The organism is Streptomyces sp. NPDC088725, from assembly GCF_044751305.1.
In the GTDB taxonomy this organism is placed as follows: Bacteria; Actinomycetota; Actinomycetes; order Streptomycetales; family Streptomycetaceae; genus Streptomyces.
In genome coordinates this window covers 169,370-193,208 of the sequence record NZ_JBIVLO010000012.1, presented here as the reverse complement: position 1 = coordinate 193,208, position 23,839 = coordinate 169,370, and the positions used below count along the sequence as shown (strand labels likewise).

General features: G+C 68.3%; 19 protein-coding genes and 2 pseudogenes. 3 read left to right on the top strand and 18 right to left on the bottom strand.

The annotated features are described in order from the left end of the window. From ACIP6N_RS26595 to ACIP6N_RS26525, 15 genes and pseudogenes are all read right to left on the bottom strand, one after another. Positions 1–541: pseudogene (locus tag ACIP6N_RS26595) on the bottom strand (transposase); the annotation flags it as partial. A 70-nt stretch (positions 542–611) separates the two neighbouring features. Beyond that, positions 612–1,442 (bottom strand): MGMT family protein, encoded by an 831-nt coding sequence (locus tag ACIP6N_RS26590; RefSeq protein WP_401819577.1) that lies wholly within the window; start codon positions 1,440–1,442, stop codon positions 612–614. Next, complete coding sequence (locus tag ACIP6N_RS26585; RefSeq protein ID WP_401819576.1) at positions 1,439–2,035, bottom strand: RNA polymerase sigma factor; 597 nt, start codon at positions 2,033–2,035, stop codon at positions 1,439–1,441. The genes ACIP6N_RS26590 and ACIP6N_RS26585 overlap by 4 nt, the downstream gene beginning before the upstream one ends. A 2-nt stretch (positions 2,036–2,037) precedes the next feature. Then, positions 2,038–3,432: an MFS transporter gene (locus ACIP6N_RS26580; protein ID WP_401819575.1), complete on the bottom strand. Its 1,395-nt coding sequence runs from the start codon at positions 3,430–3,432 to the stop codon at positions 2,038–2,040. A gap of 25 nt (positions 3,433–3,457) precedes the next feature. Beyond that, positions 3,458–4,135, bottom strand: a complete 678-nt coding sequence (locus ACIP6N_RS26575; protein WP_401819574.1) for an HAD family hydrolase — start codon at positions 4,133–4,135, stop codon at positions 3,458–3,460. 76 nt (positions 4,136–4,211) lie between these two features. Beyond that, the gene (locus tag ACIP6N_RS26570) at positions 4,212–5,687 is read right to left on the bottom strand and encodes an amidase (protein ID WP_401819573.1); all 1,476 of its coding nucleotides are present in this window, start codon (positions 5,685–5,687) and stop codon (positions 4,212–4,214) included. 433 nt (positions 5,688–6,120) lie between these two features. Next, positions 6,121–7,555, bottom strand: a pseudogene (locus ACIP6N_RS26565) (IS1380 family transposase). A gap of 90 nt (positions 7,556–7,645) precedes the next feature. Continuing rightward, positions 7,646–8,374 (bottom strand): ABC transporter permease subunit, encoded by a 729-nt coding sequence (locus ACIP6N_RS26560; protein WP_401819570.1) that lies wholly within the window; start codon positions 8,372–8,374, stop codon positions 7,646–7,648. After that, the gene (locus tag ACIP6N_RS26555) at positions 8,371–9,288 is read right to left on the bottom strand and encodes an ATP-binding cassette domain-containing protein (RefSeq protein WP_401819568.1); all 918 of its coding nucleotides are present in this window, start codon (positions 9,286–9,288) and stop codon (positions 8,371–8,373) included. Before ACIP6N_RS26555 ends, ACIP6N_RS26560 begins: the two co-directional genes overlap by 4 nt. A 360-nt stretch (positions 9,289–9,648) precedes the next feature. Beyond that, positions 9,649–10,596: an LLM class flavin-dependent oxidoreductase gene (locus tag ACIP6N_RS26550; RefSeq protein WP_401819566.1), complete on the bottom strand. Its 948-nt coding sequence runs from the start codon at positions 10,594–10,596 to the stop codon at positions 9,649–9,651. Positions 10,597–10,605: 9 nt separating this feature from the next. Beyond that, positions 10,606–13,356, bottom strand: a complete 2,751-nt coding sequence (gene lanM / locus ACIP6N_RS26545; RefSeq protein WP_401819564.1) for a type 2 lanthipeptide synthetase LanM — start codon at positions 13,354–13,356, stop codon at positions 10,606–10,608. After that, positions 13,353–15,509 carry a peptidase domain-containing ABC transporter gene (locus tag ACIP6N_RS26540; RefSeq protein WP_401819563.1) on the bottom strand — a complete coding sequence of 719 codons (2,157 nt, stop codon included), beginning with the start codon at positions 15,507–15,509 and terminating at the stop codon, positions 13,353–13,355. Before ACIP6N_RS26540 ends, lanM begins: the two co-directional genes overlap by 4 nt. Then, positions 15,509–18,412, bottom strand: a complete 2,904-nt coding sequence (locus ACIP6N_RS26535; protein WP_401819560.1) for a type 2 lanthipeptide synthetase LanM family protein — start codon at positions 18,410–18,412, stop codon at positions 15,509–15,511. The genes ACIP6N_RS26540 and ACIP6N_RS26535 overlap by 1 nt, the downstream gene beginning before the upstream one ends. A gap of 188 nt (positions 18,413–18,600) precedes the next feature. Beyond that, a complete protein-coding gene (locus ACIP6N_RS26530) occupies positions 18,601–18,762 on the bottom strand; it encodes a class II lanthipeptide, LchA2/BrtA2 family (RefSeq protein WP_401819557.1) in 162 nt (53 codons plus the stop codon). Positions 18,763–18,812: 50 nt separating this feature from the next. After that, positions 18,813–18,980: a plantaricin C family lantibiotic gene (locus ACIP6N_RS26525; protein ID WP_401819556.1), complete on the bottom strand. Its 168-nt coding sequence runs from the start codon at positions 18,978–18,980 to the stop codon at positions 18,813–18,815. An 884-nt stretch (positions 18,981–19,864) separates the two neighbouring features. Between ACIP6N_RS26525 and ACIP6N_RS26520 the strand changes: the two genes are divergently transcribed. Next, the gene (locus ACIP6N_RS26520; RefSeq protein ID WP_401819553.1) at positions 19,865–20,032 is read left to right on the top strand and encodes a hypothetical protein; all 168 of its coding nucleotides are present in this window, start codon (positions 19,865–19,867) and stop codon (positions 20,030–20,032) included. 281 nt (positions 20,033–20,313) lie between these two features. Here the strand turns inward: ACIP6N_RS26520 and ACIP6N_RS26515 are convergent, their stop codons facing one another. Together ACIP6N_RS26515 and ACIP6N_RS26510 are read right to left on the bottom strand one after the other, a co-directional pair. After that, positions 20,314–20,526, bottom strand: coding sequence for a hypothetical protein (locus ACIP6N_RS26515; protein ID WP_401819552.1), 213 nt, complete (start codon positions 20,524–20,526; stop codon positions 20,314–20,316). Between the two features lie 261 nt (positions 20,527–20,787). Further along, positions 20,788–22,218, bottom strand: a complete 1,431-nt coding sequence (locus ACIP6N_RS26510) for a dihydrolipoyl dehydrogenase family protein (RefSeq protein WP_401819550.1) — start codon at positions 22,216–22,218, stop codon at positions 20,788–20,790. A 128-nt stretch (positions 22,219–22,346) separates the two neighbouring features. Between ACIP6N_RS26510 and trxA the strand changes: the two genes are divergently transcribed. Beyond that, entirely contained in the window at positions 22,347–22,736 is a 390-nt protein-coding gene (trxA, locus tag ACIP6N_RS26505) for a thioredoxin (RefSeq protein ID WP_401819549.1), read from the top strand. A 177-nt stretch (positions 22,737–22,913) separates the two neighbouring features. Here trxA and ACIP6N_RS26500 read toward each other — a convergent pair whose 3' ends face one another. Further along, the gene (locus ACIP6N_RS26500; protein WP_401819548.1) at positions 22,914–23,183 is read right to left on the bottom strand and encodes a hypothetical protein; all 270 of its coding nucleotides are present in this window, start codon (positions 23,181–23,183) and stop codon (positions 22,914–22,916) included. A gap of 102 nt (positions 23,184–23,285) precedes the next feature. Between ACIP6N_RS26500 and ACIP6N_RS26495 the strand changes: the two genes are divergently transcribed. Further along, positions 23,286–23,750 (top strand): type II toxin-antitoxin system PemK/MazF family toxin, encoded by a 465-nt coding sequence (locus tag ACIP6N_RS26495; RefSeq protein WP_401819545.1) that lies wholly within the window; start codon positions 23,286–23,288, stop codon positions 23,748–23,750. Positions 23,751–23,839: the final 89 nt, after the last annotated feature.

Here is a 23,839-nt window from a genome sequence, read left to right as displayed (position 1 = left end):
ATCTTCCTCGCGCCATAGACACGGTAGTTGGTGTCGTAGGCGCGCTGGATCAGCTCCTTCAGCTCGCCGTCCCGCACGGTCCTGGCGGACGGAGCAGCCTGGCGTTTGTGGTGGGCGTAGTAGGTGGAGGGGGCGATCTTGCAGTCGTGGGCGGTCAGCACACGGCAGATCGGCTCGACGCCGCCGAAGCGGCCCTTGTGCTCGTCGATGAACGCTACGAGCGTGTGTGTGGCCGGTCGAGCTCGGCCGCGAAAAAAGACGCCGCAGCCTTCAAGATCTCGTTCGCGCGCTTCAGCTCGGCGTTCTCCTTCTTCAGCCGCTTCAGCTCGGCCGATTCCTCGGTGGTCACGCCAGGACGCACACCGACATCGACCTGGTCCTGCCGCACCCACTTCCGGAGCGTCTCGGTCGTGCCGATGCCCAGTTTCTGGGCGACCGCTTTCATCGCGGCCCACTCGGTGTCGTAATCCGGCCGCACCTCGGCGACCATCCGCACCGCACGACGGCGCAGCTCAAGCGGGTACTGGGAAGGACGTGCCATGACTCGATCCTCTCAAATGATCGAGTCCCTACCGAACCCGGAACGGTTCATGGGTTCCGACGACTCCGATTCATGCAGCGGCTGGCCGACAGCTCTTACAAGGACGGTAACCCGACTGGCGGGCGGAACGGGCAGAGTGGAACGGAACTTGGTGCGATGCGGTGATCCGGCGTGCGTGGGCGCACGTCGGGTGGCAGTAGATCCGGGTGGTGTCGCTGCCGAGGTAGATCGTGTGCTGCCGGGCCAGGGCTTCTAGATGCTCCGGATCGATGCCCTCGGCAGCTCTCAGCTCATCGCTCACGGCCTGGCCGTAGGCCGTGTCGCATGGGCGACCGTTGTCGTAGGCGACCCGGTGACAAGGGATGAGCAGGTGCAGTGGGTTGTGCAGGACGGCGGCGACTACCGCGGCTTGGTCCGGCAGTGATGCCTCTCGCGCGATCCAGGAGACGGGGCGCATCTGACCGCGAGGGATAGTGCGCACTGCTGCCAGTGCAGCCTGCTCCAGTTCGGGAAGCAGAGACAGGTCGATGCGGAGCTGTTTGGCCCGCCCGGTGCGCAGCGCGGTGCGCACCCCGGTGGGCGCTATCGTGGTGCGCACTGCGGTCCTGCCGATGCGGGCTCGGTAGTACGCCTCGAAGTCCTCGGGGCCCGGTGTCACGGCGCTCAGAACAGCACAGGTCAGCATGGTGCCGTTGCTGGCTACGTACAACCATCCGCCGGGGGCATCGAGCGGGGCGTAGACGTCGTAAGCGCGCGACGCAACCCCCACGCGGCGCAGGATCGCGAGAGCGTAGTCTCGAGGCGCCTGCTCGGATGACCTCGGATTGGCCAGGCTAGAGAGAGACTTGGCCAGGGAGCCGTTGTCCAACTCGGCGGCACGCCCAGCGTTGTCCTCGTTCATCTTGTCACCTCCTTCGGCAAATTCTCCTGCGAAGTCAGTAAGGCGCGCAGGCCTGTCAGGCCACGGGAAACCTGAGCTTTGACGGTACCGACAGGGCACTCCTGCACCTCAGCGATTTCCGCGTAGCTCATACCCACCACGTGCCGTAGGACAATCACCACGCGATAGCGCTCCGGCAATTGGGCGAGGGCGTCCACGAGGACCTTGCGGTCAGTCGTAGTCAGCGCCCGCTCGTCCGGCCCAGGTCGGTCGTCTGGCCAGACATCGCGGGCGTCCTCCACCCGGCCCGCCGAGACGGGGCGTCGACTCTTGGTGCGTAAGTCGTTACGCCAGACGTTAGTGGCGATGCTCACCAGCCACGCCCGTGGCCGCAGTGCTCGGCGCCGTGCAGGTGAGTAGCCCTGCAGAGCCACGTAGGCGCGCAGGAAGGTGTCCTGCGCCAGGTCTTCTGCCTCTGTGGGTACCCCGGTGAGGCGGAGTAGATAGAAACGGATCACTGTGGCCTGGGCCTGGACCAACTCGGCAAATCCCTCGTCGAGATCAGCAGCCAGGCGTTCGGGCAGTGCCCCTTCCACCTCACCCATTTCATCCATTACTACGGCAGTACCACTGGAGTGCCAGTGGTTGCCCGGGACCGGCTGCCTTGCTGCGCTGCCACCGCGGACAGCACAGATAGCACGGCCGAGGCGCCGAGCACCGCCTCCATCCCGTTGGCCGCCGACTCCACCGTCCCCCCATCGGCCAGGAGCAGGTAACCGCCGCCCAGAGCTGCAACTCCCAGAGCCCCGCACAACTGTGCGTTGGTACTGATGACCCCGGACAGGTCGGCCGCGTAGCGGTCCGGCAGCGCAAACGTCATCTGCCCGATCAGAGAATTGGAGCTGACCCCCAGCCCCAGCCCGCCGATGCCCAACAGTACGAACAGCGCAGGCCCGGTGCGATGGCCTGTGGCGAGATAGACCCATACGGCGGTGTAGCCGACAGCCAGCGCCACACAGCCCAACGCCGGCATCGCCGCCCGGTACCGCTCGGGCACCCGAGCCAGCAGCGGGCCCGCAAGCCCGAAGGCGGCCACCCACGAGACCATGGCCACTCCGGCGTAGGCGGGCCCCCGACCCAGACCTTCCTGGAGGTAGACCGCCAGGACAAAGAGCAGTGCGAAGTAGGTCATCGTGGTGATGCCATGGGCCACCAGAGACCAGCGCACTGCTGGCTCACGAACCACTTCCTCGGCGATCAGCGGGCGACCACCCAGGGCGGAACGGCGACGTTGGCTCCGCCGAAAGACCAGTGCCATCGGCACGCTGGCCGCCAGACATCCCCACGTCCAGGCGGGCCAGCCCTCATCGGTGCCCAGCAGCAGCGGCACGATCAGCAGCAGGACGGCCATCGAGAGGAACAGCATCCCGCAGAGGTCCACCTCCTGCTGTCTGTCCGCCTTCTTCTCGTTCTCGTCACCCGGCATGGATCGCAGCGCCGCCCAGACGAGCAGCATCCCTGCCGGCACGTTGATCAGGAAGATCGGGCGCCAGGAGGTGCCAAACAGGTCCGCTGCGATCAGCAGGCCCCCCAGTGCCTGGCCGGCCACGGCCCCGCCAGACAACGCGACCGCGTAGTACCCCAGCGCCTTGATCCGCTGCTGACCGGTGAAGTGCAGCTGAATACCGCTCAACACCTGGGGCACCATCAGCGCTGCGCCCGCGCCCTGCAGAATCCGGGCCACGAGGAGGACGGCGTAGGCGACCACGTAGCCGGAGATCACCAGACCTACCTGCCCGCCGGAGGCACCGAGGCTGCTCTGGACGGCGGGCCCGGCGATGTTGACGATCGCGGTGTCGATGTTGGCCATGAACTGAGCCGCCAGCAGGACCGCAAGGAGCCGCCACCGGTGGATGGCTGCGACGGAGGATTCATCGCCCTCGCCGACGGGCTGCGGCACGGCGGTGTCCTCCGCGGGAGTGCTGCCCGGATGGGAGTGCCTGCTGGGCATGGTGAGGTCCTTTCTTGAGGGGCAATCAGGCAGCGGTCATAGACAGCGGCGGCCAGTTGATGCCAGCGAGATCGGGCACGATCAGGTCGGCTGCAGCAAGTGCCTCGGCGGCGTGCGTCGTGGTCAATCCCACACACGTGAGTCCTGCGGCCTTGGACGCAGCGATCCCAGCCGGGGCGTCCTCAAAGGCCACTGCCTGCGCCGGATCAACGCCCAACGCCGCGCACCCGGCCAAAAAGCCTTCGGGGTGCGGCTTGCCCTGACGCACGTCTTCCGCAGTGATCACTGCGGTGAACAGGTTCGCACCTCCGACGTGGTCCAGAAGAGCGTGGGCGTGCTCGCGCAGACCAGAGGTGACTACGGCCATCGGCACCCTCTCGGTGTACAACTTCTTCACCAGTGCCTCGGCGCCCGCGACAGGGTAGGGCGGGGGAATGGCGGGGCTGTTGAGGTAGCCGACGGCCTCGTCGAATAGCTCGTTGACGGTGCTGCCTGAGAAGCGGTGCACGTGGTCGGCCAGTGCCTCCTGCCCCCGCCGCCCGACAAAGGTGGCCAACAGCGCCTCGTCGGCCTCCAAACCATGGGTGTGGAAGAGACGGGTCCAGGCGGCACGGCTGCGATGCTCGGTGGCAACCAGTGTGCCGTCGAGATCGAAGAGTGCGGCACGGATCGGTACGGCGCCAGAAGTAGAGATGCCGGCCATCAGTGGTAACCATCCTTGATCAGTGATCTTCTGCGGGCAGAGACATAGGGCAGAGAGCTGGGAGGCGCCGCCGGATTCACTGGGCCGCGAGCAATGGGTCGAAGTCCTGGTAGAGGTGTTTCCAGGGAAGGTGCTCCTGGCAGGCGGTTGCACCGCGGACGACGGCCGCATCGTGGTGGCGGCGTGCCGCGATCTGCATCCCGACTGGGACACCGTTGGCCGACCGGCCGACCGGCACCGTCGCGGCAGGGCTGCCGATCAGGTTGAACGGACTCGTCATCGACCAGCCGACGAATTCGTCGACGTCCTGGCCAGCGACCTGACGAGGGCCGACCGTGGTGCGGGTGGTGTCGTTGGGGATGCCCGCTACACAGTTCACCGGGCTGACGACAAGGTCGAAGCTGTCGAAGAGATCCTCAAAGGCGTCCAGCACTTGGGTTCGGACGAGATCACCGAGGCGGAAATCCACTGCGCCTAGCGCGGCGCCGGTGCGGACACTGTCCAGATACCCCGGATCGACCACCCGTCCCTGCTCGCCCAGGAAGTCGGTGCCCTGCCCCCGGCTGACCTCGGCGGACTCCGCGTGGCACAGCGACAGATAGCGGCGCCACATAGAGGTCAGTTCAGCGTGCGGCAGCGGCAAGCGGAAATCTACCTCTGCGATCTCGGCACCGGCCTCCTTCAGCGCCGGCAGCGCGGCGCGCACCACTGCCTCGACCTCCGGCTCGACGGGGTAACCGCCGAGATCGGGGCTGTAGGCGATGCGCAGTCCGGCCAACGACGGCGTCAGAGCCGCAGCCAACGGTGCATCCACAGGGAAGGAGTATGGATCGCGCGGGTGCGGCCCGGACATCAGGTCAAGGCCCAGAACGGCATCCTCCACAGTCCTGGCCAGCGGTGCATAGCAGACCATTGGGTTCAGACGGCGGAAGGCATTGGGCCGGGCCGGTACCGCAACTCGGCCGAACGTCGTAATCATTGTGAACACCCCGCAGAACGCGCCAGGCACACGCAGCGAGCCGCCAGCATCGGACCCCTGCGCCAAGGGCACCATGCCGGTAGCAACGGCCGCCGCGCTTCCTCCGGAAGACCCGCCCGCATTCATCGCAAGGTTGAACGGCGTGGACGCCGGCCCGAACAGGGAGCTGTCCGTGGTCGCCTTGAAGCCGAACTCTGGCGTGTTCGTCTTGCCCACCACGATCGCGCCAGCCTCCACCAGCCGCTCAACGCACAGGATCGTCTCGTGCGACACATCCTCGGCGAAGGCTGAGGATCCGCGGGTGGTACGAACACCCGCGACCGGGTCGAGATCCTTGACTCCGATGGGCACGCCGTGCAGCGGGCCCAGCTCGGCCCCGGACATCACCGCCCGCTCGGCTTCCTTAGCAGCGGCCAGTGCCTTGTCCGCACACACCGTGACGAACGCGTTCACGGCGGGATTGAGCCGTTCAATCCGCTCCAGGCTGGTCCGAACCGCCTCCACTGGTGATATGGCACGGCTGCGGATCAGCTTCGTGAGATCCACCGCAGTCAGCGACCGGAGATCATCCATAGCTTTCCCCTTTCAAAATCCCGCGTCCACCAGCAGTGCGGCCGACGCCCCCTGAACTGTCAGGCCGCACACTGATGCGTACTCGTGTCGTGAAACACCGCGCAGCACCAGCGGGTTGCATGGCCTGGCAAACTGGGCGACCCGGTACGCCTGCGTCATTCCAGACCGTCCAGCTGCAGTTTCTCCTCCATCCGGCGCACCGCCTTGTAGTCGGCCCACAGCTGCTCTCGATCTTCGTGCGCTAGGACGACGAATCCGAGAGACAGCGTGTTCAGCAGATCCTGGGTGACCCCTAGCCTCGGCGTTTCAGTTGGAGCTGGTGGGCGGCCGAGTGAGATTGTTTGAGGCCGTGTCGGCTGGTGGGCATGGTGACGGCCCGGCGCGGGGTCGGGTTCTCCGAGGTCCTTGGGTCGAGGTGGGCAGGGACGGCGGGTTAGCTGGCGGGGCGGGGCAGTGCGGCCAGGCGGTGGAACGCGGCCGCGAGTTCATGTCGCCAGGGCCAGGTCGCGGATATGCGAAGGCGGAGGCGGCGGCCGCCGCGGGTGATCCTGGCGGCGACGTGCAGGAGCCGGTAGCGGAGTTTCTTGGGTTTGGCCGTTGCGAGTTCGCCGTCCAGCAGGAGGACGCGGGTCCAGGCGAGGAGGTCGATGGCCGCGAGGCTGAGTTCGAGCCAGGCGGCGTTGACGTCGAAGCGGCGGGAGGGGAAGCGGCCGAAGCCGGTGATCTTGCCGCGCCGGATGTGGTCCTCGACGGTGGCATGCCCGCGGTGGCGGACCTCCCGGAACTGGGCCGAGCCGGAGGTGAAGGGGGTGTCGGTGAGAAAGACCTGGTGCCGCATGCCCTCGTCCCGGTCGAAGAGCGAGAGCTGGGCTCCGGGGTGGGGACGTTCGCGGCGGACGATGACGCGGGTGCCGGCCGGGCAACCGGCAAGGTCGGTCATGCCGCTCAGTTCGGCGACCTCGGCGGACTCACGGAAGGGTGCCGTCCTGGTCCAGGGCGGGGTGCCAGACCTGCTCGGGCAGGGCCCGGATCGCGCGGCGGACCGGTTCGGTGACCGCGTATCCGACCGAGAAGAAGGTGCGGATTCCGCGTGTTCGCAGGTCTCGGATGTGGCTGAGGAAGGACTTTGCGGATCCGGCGCTGTCGGTGCGGACGAGGATATCGGTGCCGTGCCGGTGGGCGTCGGGGATCTGCGCGAGAGCGTCGTCCAGTACCGCGATGTGATCCGCGGCCGTGTTGGCTCCGGAGTTTCCGGGCCGAAGGCGCCCGGACATGGCCTCGCCGGTGTTGGCCAGGAAGTACAGCAGGGGGTGGAACCCGAAGCCGCCTTTGTAGGTGGGTGCGGCCGCCTCCTTCTCTGAATGGCAGGTGATCAGCGTGGCATCGATGTCCAGGACCAGACCGGGCACTTCACGTCCGCCGGCTTTCGCCGCCGGTATGCCGCAGCGGGTCTCGGATGTCTGGAGCCAGGCCACTTCCCGGGCCTGGGCGCGGGCCGAGCGCAGACGGTCCAGTACACGTTCGCCGATGGCGGCCAGCAGTCGCCAGGCCGTCGGCGTCGAGGCGATGGGGCCGAACACCTCGCCCTGGTCCCGCAGCGCGGCCAGATCCCCGATCGCCTCGCCGCCATCGGCAAGCATCACCGCGAGGTCAGTGGCGATCCGGCCCGGGTCATGACCAGTACCTCGTGGCCGAAGCGGTCTCAACGCGGTGGAGTACGAGCTGGTCAGTCCAGTGGCATCGGCAAGATCAGCCAGCAGCCGCGCTCCGGCGTGACCAACCACCCCCGCAGCGTCAGCAGAGACATGGAGCTTGGGACGCGAACCGATACGCTGCACGTAGAAAGTGCCTTCCGCCTGGACCGACAGAACCCCTAGACAAGGTTCATCGTCCCAGCTCAGAAGGCACTTTCGCGTTCCCGCCCATGATTCGGACGGAACTCAAGTGAAAGCGCGAGGCTAAGCGTCCCGTCGGACGAGTGCGACATAGCCCGCCACGAGGGCCGCCACCGCCCAGGCCGCCAGTACGGCCAGGCCGCTGGTGGCACCGAGGGGTGTGTGGGCCGGAAGGTCCTGGCGCAGGACGAGCGAGCCGGCCATGTCCGGCAGGAACTGCGCGATCTGCCGGGTGGCGGGAATGTTGGCCAGCATCGTCGAGATCATGAAGAACAACGGCACCAGCAGGCCGAGCGTCAGTGTGCTGGAGCGCAACACCGTCGCCAGCCCCATGGAGAAGACGACCAGCAGCACGGTGTAGAGGACCGCGCCGCCCATGCGGGCGACGACTTCACCGTCCACACCTGTCCCTCTGTCCCCGAGCAGGTACTGCACCATCAGGAACGACACCGGTGCGGTGATCCCCGACACGACGGCCGTCACCAGCGCGAGAGCGCCCAGCTTCCCGGCGTAGAAGCGGCCGCGCCGGGGCACCGCGAGCAGGGAGCCTCGGATGGTGCCGGAGGCGTACTCGCTGGTCACGGCCAGGACCCCGACGATGACCATGAGGACCATGCCGCTCTGCATTCCGGAGAAACCCACGGCGACCGGATCGATGCCGTCGGTGTTACGGCTGGTCTGCCCCATCAGGGCACTGATCGCGAGGCAGACAAGAACGTAGACAGGCAGACACCAGACGTGCGAGCGCATGCTGGAGAGCTTGACCCACTCCGCGTGCAGGGCGTGGTTCACCGCTGCACCTCCAGACCGGCACGGTATTCGGTCTGCTGGGCGGTCAGTTGCATGAATGCCTCTTCCAGGGACGCCGTCTGCTGCGCCATCTCGTAGACGGCGACCCGCCGGGCGCTGGCGAGTTCACCGACGCGCTGCGCGGTGACTTCCAGAGCCTCGATCCGGCCGTCGGGGAGCTGCTCGCTGTGGATACCCTCCGTTTCGAGTGCTTCTTTCAGCGCCTCGGGGTCGGAGACGCGGGCGAACACGCTCGCGCGGGAGTGCTCCTCGATGAACGCGTCCGTCGGGGAGTCCACCAGCAGTCTGCCCCTGGCGATGATGACAAGGTGGTCGGCAGTGACCGCCATCTCGTTCATGAGGTGGGACGAGACAAGGACTGTGCACCCCTCGGACGCGAGCCGCTTCATCAACTCCCGTGCCCACAGCACACCTTCGGGATCTAGGCCGTTGACGGGTTCGTCCAGGACGACGATGCTGGGCCGGCCGAGCAACGCCGCCGCGATACCGAGCCGCTGGCCCATACCGAGGGAGAACCCCTGGGCTCGCTTGCGCGCCACCGCCGACAGCCCGACCATGTCGAGCACCTCGTGGACCCGGCTTTCCGGAAGACCGTTGCTCACCGCCAGAGCGAGCAGGTGGTGATAGGCGGAGCGCGCGCCGTTGACACCCTTGGCGTCCAGGAGCGCCCCGACCACCGTCAGCGGCCGGTCCAGTTCCTCATACGGTCTGCCCGCCACCAGGGCACGTCCCGCCGTGGGCCGGTCCAGCCCGAGAATCATCCGCATCGTAGTCGACTTGCCCGCACCGTTGGGACCGAGAAAGCCGGTCACTCTGCCCGGTACGACAGTGAAGGAGAGATCGTCCACCGCGAGCGTATCGCCGTAGCGCTTACTGAGATTCTCGACTTCGATCATGATTTTCAGAGTACTTCCGGTCAGGACAGGCAGCACAGGAAACGCGAACACCTGCCACACGGGTCAAACACAACGGGGAAACAGGAACAACAGAGCGGACCGGGACGGTGGGGACCGGGAGGACCGGGAGACGAAGGCGTCTCTGTTCTTCTCCCCAAGCCGGTTCGGCCGGACCGTGTCTCAGAAGTGACGTCGTCCGCCCGGAAGGGCGGCCCGCGCGGCGTCCCGTGCATGTGAGGACACGGCGTGGGATGCCCGTGTACCGGACGTACTCGGACGACTCCGGCAACGCGGCGAGCACGCGTGACGGATGGCGGAGAAGCGGGAGTCCGAGAGCCCGGGGCGGGAGCAGGGGGCGGCTCACAGCGCATCGAGGATGCGTTCCAGGTCCGCGGCCGCGGCACGGGCGCCCTTGGTCGCCGCGACACCCATCACGTTCAGCACCACCTCGTCGACACCGGCATCCTCGTACCTGCGCAGTCCGTCACGGACATCCGAGGGCGTTCCCCACAGGAAACCGCCCGCATCGGCCAGCCGGCTCACGTCCGCCGGCTCTCCGGTGACCTCCAGTCCGGCTTCCCGCAGAGCCGCCTGATAGTGCGGGGCACGGAGATGAGCGCCAAAAGTGGCGAGCGCCAACTCGTCGCGGTCACGCCCCTCCCCGGCGAGCGCACACGGCACGATCGCGGTCGTCGGCACCGGATCGCGCCCGGCCGCGTCGCTCGCCTTGTCCACACACGGGATCAGCACGTCCCGCAGATGATCGGGCGTGCACAGCCAGGTGACCGCCGCGTCCGCGACCTCCCCGGCGAGCGCCGCCATTCTGGAACGCAGAACACCGACACCGACACGCACTTCTGGACTACGCACACCGACCAGACGCGCCCGCATCGGATGGGCCCCACTCACATTCTCCGCCAACTCACCGCTGATCAGGGCCCGTACGGCGCCGACGTAATCACGGGTCGCGGCGAGCGGGCTGCGGTACGCATTCCCCAGCACCGCCCGCTGGTAGTCCGGCCAGCCCGGGCCGTACGCGGCCAGCACCGAGCAGCCCGTGACCAGGGCGGTGGACCGGGCCTCGTTCGCCGCGTGGTACGGCGTACGCAGCGGGGTGAGGTCCACGCCGAAGCCGGTGGGGACACGGATGCCCACACCGGCCAGCCAGCTCGCCAGATGATGGTTGTCGATGACCTGGCTCTGCCCCTGCCAGAGCCTGCTCGCCTGCGTCCAGCGCACCAGATTGGCGAAGGGCACGGCCTGTTCGGGGCGGGTCGCCACTATGGGCAGGACAAGTGAGTACCGCACATCGGCCTCCTAGCCGATCAGGGCGACCGGTGCCGGCAGCGCCGTCGCGGAGGCGAACATCAGGTCGGTGTCGGCAACGCCGGACCAGCCGAGCATGTAACCGATCAGCGAAGTACGCCCCACGACACCGGTATAGAAGCCGTACTGGCGCGCCCGCTCCAGCACCGTGCCCTGGTAGGCACGCGCACGGTCCGCGAGCGCGCGGTCCCCGGTGAGACCGGCGACGTACAGCAGCGCCTGCACCACACCACTGCTGCCGTGGCACACCGACAGTTCGACCGGTCCGTCCTCCACTTCGGTCGCCGACGCCACCAGGCCGGCCAGCCGCTCCCCGGCCAGCCAGTCGAGGCGGCCTGCGGAGTGGCAGATCTCTCCGGCCGCCACGAGGACACCGGCGGCTCCCTTGCACCAGCCGGGCACCGCCGGACGGTATCCGTCAAGGCGCGCGGCGAACCAGCCGAACGCCTCCTCGGTCAGCCCGCGTTCACCGAGAACGCGCCCCGTACGCGCCTTGGCCCAGCACAGACCGAGTTCCCCGTGTGCGACTTCCATCTCCGCGCCCCCGGGCACACGCCCGCCCGTCCCCCGCATCAGCCGCCGTACGCCGTCGACGGCTCCTGCGCCCGGCAGCCGTCCGCGCTCGACACGGGCGAGCAGTGCCATCAGCACACCGGCCGGACCATTGGCGAGGTCCGGCTCCAGATCTCCGCCGCGCCGCTCCATCAGACCGACCAGCTCCGTCGTCCAGTCGTCGTCGACGGCATCCGGACGGGACAGCAACAGCGAAGCGAGACCCGAGAAGACGGACTCGGGCATCGTCTCCAGCACGTTGCGGTATTCACCGGCCAGCGTGGCGAGACCGGCGTCGGCCGCCTCGGCGAACGCCGCGTATCGCCCGTTCAGCGCACCGGTGTTGCGCATCAGCCGGTTGATGCCGCCCATGTCGTGGAAGGCGACGTAGTTGCCCGGTGTGATGGTCGGGGCGTTCCGGTCGGGGCCGATACTGCCCAGCCAGCCTGCCCGGATGCCGTCCGGCCCCTCGGCGGTGACCGCGAGGTCACGTACGACGTCGGCGATGGCGAAGCCCCAGGTTCCCGGAGCGGCGTGTGCCAGGGTGTCCCCGGCGAACACCCCGTGCGCGGACAGGCCCTGCGGCTCGGCCGCGATGGAGCCCATGCACTCCTCGACCAGGAAATGGTGATAGCGCTCATGACGCTCGCGAGCGGCGCGGACACCGCGCAGCGCGTTGCCGACGGGCGAGAGAGTGAAGAAGCCCGGCAGGTCGCGGCCGTCCGCGGTGAGCGCGGTGGAGTCGGCGCCCACCGAGAAGTACGGGATGTCACCCGCGTCGAGTGCCTGGGACTCGGCTGCGCTCAGATACGCGGTCTGTTCCTCGGGCAGCGGCCGGGACTTGCGGTTCAGCAGACCGAGCAGCCGGTCGGCCTCAGCACGTGAGCCGAGATACTTGGGGTGGGTGGAGGCGTCAAGGTAGCGGCTGTAGACCTCTGTGGAGCGCAGCACCGATCGGACATGCACGTCCCGGCGCCCGGAAAGCGCCTCCTCGACTCCCTCCTCGTGCAGGAAGGCCAGAGCGTCCCGGTAACCGGCCATGACATACGGGAAGTTGTCGGTGATGGCGAGAGCAACGCCGTCCAGCCGGGGCACATTGGTGGTGTGCCGGTACGTCACGGCGTCCCACTCGACCCGGATCGCGTCGCTCTCCCGGTCGGCGACGGACGGGGTACGCATCTGCGACTGCTGCTCGCCCACCAGGCCGGCCCCCGACATCAGGATGTCGATCACCGAGTCCGGGTTCTCCACGGGCAGCAGCATCGTGGTGGCCACCGAGGACTTCATGTGATTGATCAGCCGGTGCGGCAGCGAGCCGTCGGGCACTCCGCCGTCGCCCCGGAGCACCGTCTCCGAGTCGATGACGCACGGATACTCACCGTGCGCGAGGACGTTCTCGTCATGCAGGTCGCTCGCACCGATCGCGCCGAGCAGGCAGGTCAGAGCACCGAACCGGTAGAAGTACCGGTCAGGCTGCGCGGTGTCCGTCATCCCCGAGGCCTCGGTGAAGCGCTGCCAGCCGTGGTGGCCGACGGTCACCGAATCCGGCACGCAGCGGTCCAGAGAGTGTGTCAGCCGGCCCTCCATCGCGCCGTACAGGTCCCGCAGGAGGTCGTCGCCGGTGAGCGGGCGGGGCTTGTAGACCAGGCTGTGACCGCCACTGCTGGTGACGAAGAAGACGCGGCGGTTGCCGTTGTGCGGGTCGGAGCTGGACGGTGCGACGCGGGTGAGGGTCTCGCCGGCGGGGTCGAGACCGAACGCGGCGGCCAGCACCGGGGCATCGTCGCGCCACGCCTGGAGCATCTCCTGGCAGGCCGCGTGGATATTGGCGGTTACCGTCTTCAGGCGCTCGGCGAGGACGGGGTAGCGGCCGAGGAGGGCGGCCCGCCGTTCCGCGCTGCGCAGTTCCTCCGTGAACGAAGCCAGCGCGGTGCCGCTCCCGGCGTCGACGGGCAGGCCGAGTGCCTGCCGGTGGGTGTGGAATTCACCGATCAGTGTGCGGTAGCTATGCCCCTCGACCGTGCACACCAGGACGTCCCACATGGCGTGCAGGACGTCGTCGCGCGCCTGCGGGTCCACCGCTTCGTCGAGGAGCGGGGCGAGCGAGGCGGCGAGGTCGTCCCTGGGCGCGAGGTCCAGGTAGAACGGCAGGAAGGCGGAAACGGAAACGGAGGGTTCGCTCTGCGTCATGCACTCTCGCCTATCAGGGTCGAGGCGCCGGTCTCCGCGTAGAGAGCCGCGTAGGTCGCCTGGTTGTCCAAGAGCTGCTGGTGGGTGCCGTGTTCGATGACGCGCCCGTCGCCGAGTACGTAGATACGGTCCGCGGCGCGGATGGTCGCCAGCCGGTGGGCGATGATGACCTGAGTGGCGCCGATCTCCTTCATGATCTTGGTGACGCGGCGCTCGTTGATGGTGTCCAGAGAAGCGGTCGCCTCGTCCATCACCACGATCTTGGGCCGCTGAAGCAGGGTCCTGACGATCGCCAGACGCTGCCGCTGCCCGCCGGAGAAATTGGCGCCCAGCTCGGACACCAGGGTCTTCAGCCCCATCGGCAGGGCGTCGACGAAATCGAGGATGCCCACCTGCGAGCAGTACACGCGCACCTGTTCAGGGTCGATGTCCTGGCCGAGTGTGAGGTTCTCCAGGATGGTGCGGTTGTGCAGGTGAACCTCCTGCGGGATGTAGCCGATCTGGCGCCGCAGGTAGTCCTTGTCGTAGTCGGCCATCGGCCGGCCGCCGAACTCGATGACACCGGCGGTCGGTTCGTGCAGCCCGCAGAGCAGGCGGCCGAGCGTGGACTTGCCCGACCCCGACGTGCCCACCAGGGCCACCCGCGAGCCGGCCGGGACTTCCAGCGACACCTTGTCGATCACCGGCGCGGCGTGCCGCGTGTACTGGAAGCGCACGTCCCTCAGTGTGATGGACGCGTCCGGCAGCTCCCGCAGATCGCCACCCGGATCCTCGATGTCGTGCGCGGTGATGTCACTGAGCCGTGCCATGTAGCGGGAGGCCTCGGTGAACTCCGTGAACATCTGGAACACCGATGTCGTCATGGAGAAGAACGTGACCGACACCGACTGCACGGCGATCGCCGAGCCCAGGGACACCACGCCCTGCGCCACGTAATACAGGCTGCCCAGCAGCATCACCATCGGGCCGAACATCTGCGTGGTGGTGGCGATGCCGGCGATCCAGCCCTGCTGGAGACGCATGCGCCGTTTCATCGCGTCCAGCGAAGCCCGGTAGACGTTCGCCCACTCGTCGGCGAACTGGGCCGCGTATCCGCCCATTTTGATGCTGGGGATCGAGACGATGGCGTCGAGCTGGGTCGACTGGCTCTTGCCGAGCTGGCTGATCTCGGCGTCCGTGACCTCCTTGACCCGGGTGCGGGTCAGCCACAGGTACAGCGCGTTGCACGCGAACATCCCGGTCGCGATCAGCCCGATCCGCCACTCGGTGACGTACAGGTAGCCGCCGATGCAGACCAGCGTGCCGATGTCGAGGACGCCCTGCGCGATCCGTGACGACAGCAGGTCGCGGACCGCGTTCACGGTGTTCAGCCGGAACAGCAGCTCGCCCGGCTGACGCGTGGTGAAGAACTTGTACGGCAGGCTCAGCAGTCTGCGGAAGGTGTGCGACATCAGGTGCTCGCCCATGACCGCGATGAGGGAGGAAAGGACGACCACCCGCAGCAGCCAGAGCACGAGGTACCCGAGCGCCGCCGCGCCCAGCGCGCCCAGGACGAGGCCCAGGTCTCCGGGGTCGTGCCAGTTGCTCTGCCGGTCAACCGCCCACTTGGTCAGCGCCGGGATGCCGAGGACGGCCAGATAGCCGCTCAGGGAGAGCACCGCCACGAGGGCGATCCTGGCGACGGAGCGCTCGGCGAACAGCGGGACGGAGCGCCAGTCCTTCGTGGCGGGCTGCTTCTGCCTGGTGAAGCCCTCGCCCGGCTCGGCGGCGATGACGATGTCGCTGAAACCGGCGGCCAGTTCGTCCCGCGTCAGGCGTCGCCGGCCGATGGCCGGATCCATGACGGTGGCGGTACGCCCGTCGAACTTCTCCAGGACGACGAAGTGGTAGTCCTCCCAGTAGAGGATGACCGGGGTGGTGAACTGGGTGAGCCCCTCGACGCTGCGCACCCGGAACGCCTTCGTCCGCATCCCGCGCGAGCGCAGGAAGTCGGACAGCTGCTTGGCGCCGAGCCCGTCGCGGCCCGCGTCCAGGCTCTGCCGGACCGTGAAGAAGTCCTCGGTACGGCCCCAGTAGCGCATGACGGCGATGCAGCAGCACAGTCCGCATTCCGTCTGGGTCACCTGGGTGACCGTCGGCACGCGCCGGCCCATCACCGCGCCCCGCGGGACAGGGACAGCGGCGAGACCCGCGACTCGGGCTCGATTCGGTTCAGCAGGTGCAGCAGCACGCCCGAGGTGCCGACCATGAGACTGGTCGTGTGGGCGTACCGGCTGCGGTGGTCCGTCAGTTTGCTCATGAACACCTCCGGTCGCAGCCGGGTCTCCTCCAGGTCGGCCACCCGCTCGGCAAGGCGCGTGTCGCCCAGTCGTACGGCGGCCTCGGTGAGTACGTCGTGGTTTCCGAGGTCTCCGTGGCACCACGTCAGGTTCCGGCCGAACCCGTCTCGCAGGGTGTGGGCGACGGCCCGGTCCAGCCAGGAGCGGGCGCGGTCGTCGCGGTCCTGTCCCGCGCGGGCGAGCAGGGCCAGGGCGATGCCGGCCGCGCCGTGGCACCAGCCCGTGGAGAACCGGCCGGGCTCAGCGGCGTTGGAGAACCAGTTGTCCTCGTCCGCGTCGTGGAACCCGGCCAGCCGGTCGAGCACGGCGCCGGCGCAGGCGTCGGCACGCTGCCGCAGCTCCGGGTCCTCCAGGTTCGGTCCGAGGACACTGAGGGCGTGCAGCACACCGGAGACCCCGTGGGCGAATCCGGACTGCCCGGACCAGGCGCCGCCGGCGGTCTCGACCCGGGCGCACAGCATCTCCGTCAGGCGGGGCAGTACCGCGCGGGCGTGCGGCCCTCCGACGGCGGCGATCATGGTGGCGGTGCCGGCGAGGCCGCTGATGACGTCGGCGCCGGTGCCGTCCTCGCGGATCTGGTCCACGGCCAGCGGGACCGCGTCCCGCGCCGCCTGCCGCCAGTCCGGCTCCCCGAGAAGCAGCCCCGCGGTGTCCAGGGCGAAGAGGAGCCCGGTCAGCCCGGTGTACGCGCCGGGGCCGGTCTGCTGGACGCTGCGCTGTTCGTAGCGGTGGCCCGCGAGGATGTCCGCGCTGGGTGCGAAGATCTGCCGGGCCGCGTCCGCGTACGTGTCGTCGCCGAGCACCCGGCCGGCGGCGGCCAGTGCGAGCGCCGGGCCGGTGCGGCCGGTGTAGAGGTCGTAGCCGAGGACCCCGCACGGCCAGACGCGTTCCGCCTGCGCGGAGGCGAGCGGGCCGATCCAGGTACGCGGCAGGTGCGCGAACTTGTCGGGCAGGGCGCTCGCCACCAGGCCGTCGGCGAGTTGCCGGGCCAGATCGCGCGTTCCGCCGGGGGTGGACGTGGTGTGTCCGGCCTGCCAGCTCTCCGTGCCTGTGAGGTGGTTGTCGGGGAATCTGGAGCAGAACGCCGAGTACAGCAGGGTGAGTTGACGGGCGATGACGGTCTCGTCGAGTTCACGGCACTTGCGCAGCGCCCGGTCCAGCGGAGTCTCGGCCAGCCGCGCGCCGGTGTCCTTGCCGTCGGCGTCGTACAAAACGGTGCCAGTGGCCTCGGCAGCGAAGTAGGGGACGTCGCGCTCGGCCATCTGCCGCAACTCCGCCGCGATGATGCCCGGATCGGAGGTCTTCGAGGCGATGGCGATGCGTTTCAGCAGGCCGAGGGTCGTCTCGGGCGCCGCCATGGCGGCGGCCGAGGCGGTCATCCGCAGGGTCTGCGCGTACAGCGCGGTCGGGTTGTGCACGTACCGGATCCGCAGGCCGCCGGCGAGCCGGGTCAGCAGCGCGGTCCAGGCGTCCCGGTCGCGGATCAGGGCGCGGGCGGTGTCGGCGAAGCCCTGCGCCATCTCCTCGGCGAGGCTGTGCATCTCCTCCTCGCCGCCGCTGCGCACCACGGTGTTGCGCTGTTCCGCCTGCTCGGCCCGGAGCACCACCTTCATGGTGTCGGTGAACGGGTTCTCGAAGGCGAGTCCGCGAAAGGGCGAGGTGCCCTTGTTCGCGCCGCCGAGGAAGCCGAGGTCCACGTGTCCGGACCCCTCCGCCTTGCCCGCCATGACCAGCGGCAGGATCCCGATCCCGTACAGGGAGTGGGCGATGACGTCGTACGCGTTGCCCTCCGCCTCTGGACGCGGACCGACGTGGACGCGGGCGGGGTGCAGGAGCGTCTCCAGGTCCACCGGCACGGGGCCGCGCCGGGTGGCGAGGATGTTCTCGAAGTGCATGTCCCGGGCGTCCAGCAGGTAGAGGACGGCCGCGAGTTCGCCGCACTGGCGCATGAAGCGCGGCGATACGTCAGCGACGTCCTCCGCCTCGACGAACTCCACGTACCCGTAGCCGGCGCGGGCCAGGGTGCGGGCCGCGGCGAGGCCGGTGCCGGCGTGCCGGTTGACGTGGTCGGCGATCTCCTCGTACGCCGCCTCGCAGGATATGTCGCGCGGCTTGTGGACGAGCCGGGCTCCGGAGGCGAAGGCCAGCACCGAGACGCTGCGTCCGTGCGCGTGGGAGTCGCCGTCGGCCTGGCCGATCGAGGCGAGCGGATCGTCGGCGCCGATACCGAAGGTCTCGGTGATGAGCCGCCGGTCGGCGCTTAGCCGCTCGCACATCTCGTCGAAGGCGTCGGCGGTGTTGCGGATCAGGTGACCGACGGCCGAACGCAGCACGGGGAAGTCCGCGAGGCGCTGTGCGTCGGTGTGGCGGGTGACGAAGTCCAGGTAACGGGCGTTGCCCGTGTCACCGCTCAACGTGCCGTGCGCGGCGGCCGCGTTGAGCGCGGCCACCAGGGAGCGCGTGCAGGTGTGCCGCAGCCTGCTCTCCGCCCTGGTCAGCAATTCCAGGACGATCGCGTCGGGGTCGGCGAAGAGCGGGGCGTGCCGGGCCAGGCGTTCCGGCCGGCAGACCTGGACGGCCAGCCCGCGTACGACGCGCTGGAACGGATACCGCTCCTCCTCGTCCGTCCAGCGGCCGACCGCCGGAGACGGGGGTACCCGGTGGGCCGGTGCCGGGGTCAGGAGCGTGGCTAGAACATCGCTGTCGTGTGCGGCCAACGGATCGATCGTTTCCCGTATTTCCGCATCGTCGAATTCTGGGTACAGGTTCTGTGAGGAGACCACGGATTCTTTTCACTCTGAGGATACGGGCGGATACGGTAGACTTCGCGAACGTCATGGGGTGGGAATCATCCACCGATTCCCACCCCATGGCCTTATCAACGCAGTGACCCGTCAGCGGCACATCAGCACTTGCTGGTGCACTTGGTGGTCGGACAGAAGGCGGCTGACGCCGCGATCGACACTGCGATGCATGCCGGCGTGGTGGTACCGCCCTGCGCGTCCTCGTCACCCAGCTCGATCAGCTCGAGCTCGTCGTAGGCACCCAGAAGGTCCTGGTTCTCCATGTAGTTCACCCCCTTTCACACGACAGGCCCAGCAACTGGACACATGGGTGTCAGTTGCAGTTGGGCTGGCACTCCTTGGTCAGAGTGCACCAACCGCCTGAGTTTCCAAGGGCGTCACTGAGCGAGAACGTGTTGGTGGTGCAGGCACCGTAGGCCACACCATCAAAGTCCTGCTCAGCGATCTCCTCCACAAGGGAGACGTCACCTTCAAAGGGCATCAAAATTCACCCCCTTCCCCGTTGATTGAACACCGCAGGGGAATCAGGTAATCCGCTTTCGCATTTCCCTGCGGTATTCGCGCTGCCATTCAGGCAACGCCGAGGAAGCTACCGGAACGCATCAGCAGTTCACAACTCTCACACAATGTGACCAGGGTCACATTGCATTGTTCGACATTCACCCCATCCGGGGTAAAAATGGACACCGCATAAGAATCCGGCCACCGGTCATTGGTGACCCCACCGGTAAATGAACGGAATAAACCATTCCCCATGCGGTCCTTTTGCGCACCCGATGCGGCACCTGCCGAGGGGGCGCCGATTCCCGGCAGTCACCAAAGCGGCCAAAATACGGTTCTGACCGCTTTGGGCCCGGCTTTCGGAGCATTCACAGCAAGAGGCGACACAGAATCGGCCACACCGCCCAAATGGACCAAAAAAGCAGCTCATCTTTGGCTGCCACAGGCCGGAACTGTGCCCTCGATGACGTCTCACGCGTGACCGGAATCGGAATCCGCGATTCCGGATTCTCGCCTCCCTGACGCCGAGGACGGCCCCCCTCTTTACCCTTGACTTCGGTCCGCGCCTCCAGCAAGGATCAGGGCCTCGCGCCGGTTTCCCCGTCGCACCAATTGATGTCACAGGCACCCATGGGGCGGCAATGGAGGGCCTGACCGTTGCGTGAGCTGTGCGTTTACGGGATTCGGCCACTGCGGCATCACCCGAGCCGCGCACGCGCACCGGCGAAAGGCCCCGCCACCGGGCTCCCCATTCCCGGGAAACATCTACTCGGCGAACGGGACGGAATCCCCGGTTCGGTAATGAAATCCTCTTCTCCGGGTACGGTTGAAGAGACGGTATCCGACGATGCTGAGGACGTTGTCATGTTCGGTAAGAAGAAGAGCAAGGACCACGGCGGCGAGCCCAAGGCGGAAGCCGCCCAGCAGCAGGACGCCGGCAAGGGCAAGGGGCGCAAGCGCAAGTCCGACAAATGGTCGGACCAGGAGAAGATCACGACCATGACCTCCGGAATCTGGTCGAGCTTCAACTGACGACCCGTCTGTCGCCCCGCCACTTCGGCGTGAGGCGTATGTGAGGTGTCCGTGAGTGGGCCCTCGGGAAGGTGCTCCCTTCCCGAGGGCCCACTCAGGCCGTACGACCCACCAGCCGCGTGATCGTGACGGGGTGAGGAGCAGCGGTCGGCGCATACGCGCACCGCTTCGCGGACTCCGCCGTCGCTGGGGAAGGCCACCTCGGCGGTCCCGTGGAGTCCGGCGTCGCCGTTAGGTCGGTACGGCAGCGCTTCACCGCCGTACGGCCGCCGGGTCCTGCGTCACCGGAGCTGTCCCGGCGACGACCGCAGGGAGTTGATCTTCCAGGACGCCTTGAGGAACGTGTAGTCGACCTTGCCGTCGTCGGACGTCGAGGTGCGGCTGGTCGTATCCATGGTGAGCGTACGGACCATTTCGTCAGGGTCCTCGCCGAATGAGTGACGAATGGCGTCCGGCTGCTCGGACAGCTTCTTGAAGCGGACCAGGGACGCCATCACCGCTCGCTCTCGTAGTCTTCCCGTTCATCGAGCGGGGCCACGCTCTGCCCAGGCCCTCGCAGGGACAGTCCAGTTGAGAAGCGTGGCCCCGGGCGTTCGATGATCGTTGTCGCTGAAGGTACGTGAGGAGGCAGTCGAGCTCCGTGCGTGTTCGAGCAGCACGCACTCGGGGCGAGCGCGGCTGGAACGGAGGAAAATCCAGGCATCGGCGATTCGGCGTCCACGTCAAACTTGTGGGTCACGGTCTCACCGGCTTCGTCACCCGCGGTACGTCTCCAGCAGCCGCAGCCAGATCTCGCTGATCGTCGGGTAGGCCGGCACCGCGTGCCACAGGCGGTTGATGGGAACCTCGCCGACCACCGCGATCGTGGCGGAGTGGAGCATCTCGCCGACCGCGGGGCCCGCGAAGGTGACGCCGCGCAGGGTTTCGGTGTCCAGGTCGACGATCATGCGGGCGCGGCCCGTGTAGCCGTCCGCGTACAGGGCCGCGCCCGCTACCGTGCCCAGGTCGTAGTCGACCGCGCGGACGCGGTGGCCCGCGGCCTCCGCTTCGGCGAGGGTGAGGCCGACCGAGGCGATTTCCGGGTCCGTGAAGACGACCTGTGTGACGGCGGCGCGGTCGGCGGTCGCGGCATGGGCGCCCCAGGGGTCGCTCTCCAGCAGGGGGACGCGCTGAGCCCTTGCCGCGATGGCGGCTCCCGCGATCCTCGCCTGGTATTTGCCCTGATGGGTGAGCAGGGCGCGATGGTTGACGTCGCCGACCGCGTAGAGCCAGTCGGTGCCCTCGACGCGGCAGCTGTCGTCCACCTGGAGCCAGGAGCCCGGTTCGAGGCCGACGGATTCCATGCCGAGGTCGTCGGTGCGCGGGGCGCGGCCCGTGGCGAAGAGGATTTCGTCGGACTCGAGGCGTTCGCCGGTCTCCAGGACGACGGTGACGGGGCCCGTTCCACCGGTGCGTTCGACGGAGGCGACGGAGACGTCCGTACGGATCGTGGCGCCCGCCTCGGTCAGGGCGGCGGCGACGAGTTCGCCCGCGAAGGGTTCCATCCTGGGCAGCAGACCGCCGCCGCGGATCAGCAGGGTGACCTCCGCGCCGAGCGCACGCCAGGCGGTGGCCATCTCCACGCCCACCACTCCCCCGCCGACGACAACGAGTCGTCCCGGTACCTTCTGGGCGCTGGTGGCCTCGCGGCTCGTCCAGGGCCTGGCACCGGCCACTCCCGGCAGATCGGGGACCACGGCCCGGCTGCCTGTGCACACGGCGACGGCGTGGCGCGCGGTCAGCAGCCGCTCCTGGCCGTCGGCGCCCGTGACGGTGATCTTCTTCGGTCCGGCCAGCCGCCCGTGCCCGCGGTAGATGTCGGCGCCGACGCCTTCGAGCCACTGGACCTGGCCGTCGTCCTTCCAGTGGGACGTGAACTCGTCGCGGTTCGCGAGCACCGCGGCCGCGTCCAGCGGACCCCGGGCCGACTGCCGCAGTCCGGGGACGCGGCGGGCCTCCGCACGGGCGATAGCCGGGCGCAGCAGCGCCTTGCTGGGCATACAGGCCCAGTACGAGCATTCGCCGCCGACGAGTTCGCTCTCCACGACCGCCGCGCTGAGACCTGCCGCCCTGGCGCGGTCGGCGACGTTCTCCCCGACCGGTCCCGCGCCCAGCACCACCACGTCGTACTCCATCGCTTCCGTCATGGGGCCAGTCTGGTCCGGGCTGCGGGGCATGGCCAGACGATCTTCGGGCAAGGGCCAGGAATACAGCGGTGGCAAGCGCCGTTGTGCGAGGCGGCTCACCCGGACAGAGCAGGAAGAGGTAGCAGGCAATGGCCACTGTGGAACTCACCAAGGAGAACTTCGACCAGACGGTGTCGGAGAACGACTTCATTCTGATCGACTTCTGGGCTTCCTGGTGCGGACCGTGCCGCCAGTTCGCTCCGGTCTACGACGCGGCGTCCGAGCGTCACGACGATCTCGTCTTCGCCAAGGTCGACACGGAGGCCCAGCAGGAGCTGGCCGCCGCGTTCGAGATCCGTTCGATCCCGACGCTGATGATCGTCCGTGACAACGTCGCCGTCTTCGCCCAGCCGGGCGCGCTGCCCGAGGCCGCTCTGGAGGACGTGATCGGCCAGGCGCGCGCGCTGGACATGGACGAGGTACGCAAGTCGGTGGCGGAGGCGGACGCGAAGAACGCGGAGGGTGCCGCCGGCGCCTGAGCCCCCGTCCGGCTCCGGAAGGCGTCCAGCCCCGGAAGGTGTCCCGCCCCGTGCAGGCGTCCGGCCTCCGCGGGCGGTACCTCCCCGGCAGGCGTCCGGCTCCGGCAGGCGTGTCCCGCCGGGGCCACGCCGTTCGGTGAAGGGACCCGTAGCCCGTTTTCGGCGCCTCTCCGGAGGTCAGCCGAACCGCGCGTCGATGACGCGGACCGACAGGCCGTAGTCCAGTTCCTCGCCGTCGATCAGCAGCGCCTCCACCGTGTGCGTCTCGGGATCGATGTCGGCCTCCATTCCGTTACCCGCGTAGCGGGGGTAACCGGAGGACCCGGTGTCGCCGGTGGCTTCCACGACGGCGGAGCGCAGGGCGCTCGTGGGCAGCGGCGGGCCGTCGCGGCCCTGCGTGTGTTCTGGCACCAGCAGGATCTCGAAGCGCTGCGGAACGATAGTCATGCTCGTGACGCTAACTACCCTGCGGCCATGGCGCATTTCGCCTGATGAGTGCCAGGAGACCCGCCCTCCCGGACGTGGCACAGACGTTCTAACGTCTTGCGGATGACATCCTTTGCTTCTGATGCCGATTACGCCGACCGCGACTTCCCGGGGCGTTCGGGCCCCTCTGCCACCACGGAGGCCGAGCCCCGTGAGGTGGGTCCGGTCCAGACGTCCTACGCACCGGTCCGCGACGGCGATCCCGACCCCGGGGAGATCGTCTGGACCTGGGTGCCGTACGAGGAGAACGACGGGCGCGGCAAGGACCGCCCGGTACTCGTGGTGGCCCGTGAGGAGGCCGGCACGCTGCTGGCCGTCCAGCTCTCCAGCAAGAACCACCAGAACGACCGTGACTGGGTGCCGATCGGCGTGGGCCCGTGGGACCGCGCGGGCCGTGACTCGTGGGTTGCCGTCGACCGGGTGATGCGGCTCCACGAAGAGGGCATGCGGCGCGAGGCCTGTGCCCTGGACCGGGGCAGGTTCAACCTGGTCGTGAACCGCCTCAAGGAACGCTACGGCTGGAGCTGAGCCCGCCGGAAACGAGCGACGGGAGCTGCGCCGGCCGGAGCTGTGCCGGCCGGAACTCAGCGCCCCGGGAATCGAGACCGCTCAAGGCC

Coding starts and splice junctions, on each gene's coding strand:
- ACIP6N_RS26590 (WP_401819577.1), bottom strand. CDS start 1,442: ATGAACGAGGACAACGCTGGGCGTGCCGCCGAGTTGGACAACGGCTCC.
- ACIP6N_RS26585 (WP_401819576.1), bottom strand. CDS start 2,035: ATGGATGAAATGGGTGAGGTGGAAGGGGCACTGCCCGAACGCCTGGCT.
- ACIP6N_RS26580 (WP_401819575.1), bottom strand. CDS start 3,432: ATGCCCAGCAGGCACTCCCATCCGGGCAGCACTCCCGCGGAGGACACC.
- ACIP6N_RS26575 (WP_401819574.1), bottom strand. CDS start 4,135: ATGGCCGGCATCTCTACTTCTGGCGCCGTACCGATCCGTGCCGCACTC.
- ACIP6N_RS26570 (WP_401819573.1), bottom strand. CDS start 5,687: ATGGATGATCTCCGGTCGCTGACTGCGGTGGATCTCACGAAGCTGATC.
- ACIP6N_RS26555 (WP_401819568.1), bottom strand. CDS start 9,288: ATGATCGAAGTCGAGAATCTCAGTAAGCGCTACGGCGATACGCTCGCG.
- lanM (WP_401819564.1), bottom strand. CDS start 13,356: ATGACGCAGAGCGAACCCTCCGTTTCCGTTTCCGCCTTCCTGCCGTTC.
- ACIP6N_RS26540 (WP_401819563.1), bottom strand. CDS start 15,509: ATGGGCCGGCGCGTGCCGACGGTCACCCAGGTGACCCAGACGGAATGC.
- ACIP6N_RS26530 (WP_401819557.1), bottom strand. CDS start 18,762: ATGGAGAACCAGGACCTTCTGGGTGCCTACGACGAGCTCGAGCTGATC.
- ACIP6N_RS26525 (WP_401819556.1), bottom strand. CDS start 18,980: ATGCCCTTTGAAGGTGACGTCTCCCTTGTGGAGGAGATCGCTGAGCAG.
- ACIP6N_RS26520 (WP_401819553.1), top strand. CDS start 19,865: ATGTTCGGTAAGAAGAAGAGCAAGGACCACGGCGGCGAGCCCAAGGCG.
- ACIP6N_RS26515 (WP_401819552.1), bottom strand. CDS start 20,526: ATGGCGTCCCTGGTCCGCTTCAAGAAGCTGTCCGAGCAGCCGGACGCC.
- ACIP6N_RS26510 (WP_401819550.1), bottom strand. CDS start 22,218: ATGACGGAAGCGATGGAGTACGACGTGGTGGTGCTGGGCGCGGGACCG.
- trxA (WP_401819549.1), top strand. CDS start 22,347: ATGGCCACTGTGGAACTCACCAAGGAGAACTTCGACCAGACGGTGTCG.
- ACIP6N_RS26500 (WP_401819548.1), bottom strand. CDS start 23,183: ATGACTATCGTTCCGCAGCGCTTCGAGATCCTGCTGGTGCCAGAACAC.
- ACIP6N_RS26495 (WP_401819545.1), top strand. CDS start 23,286: ATGACATCCTTTGCTTCTGATGCCGATTACGCCGACCGCGACTTCCCG.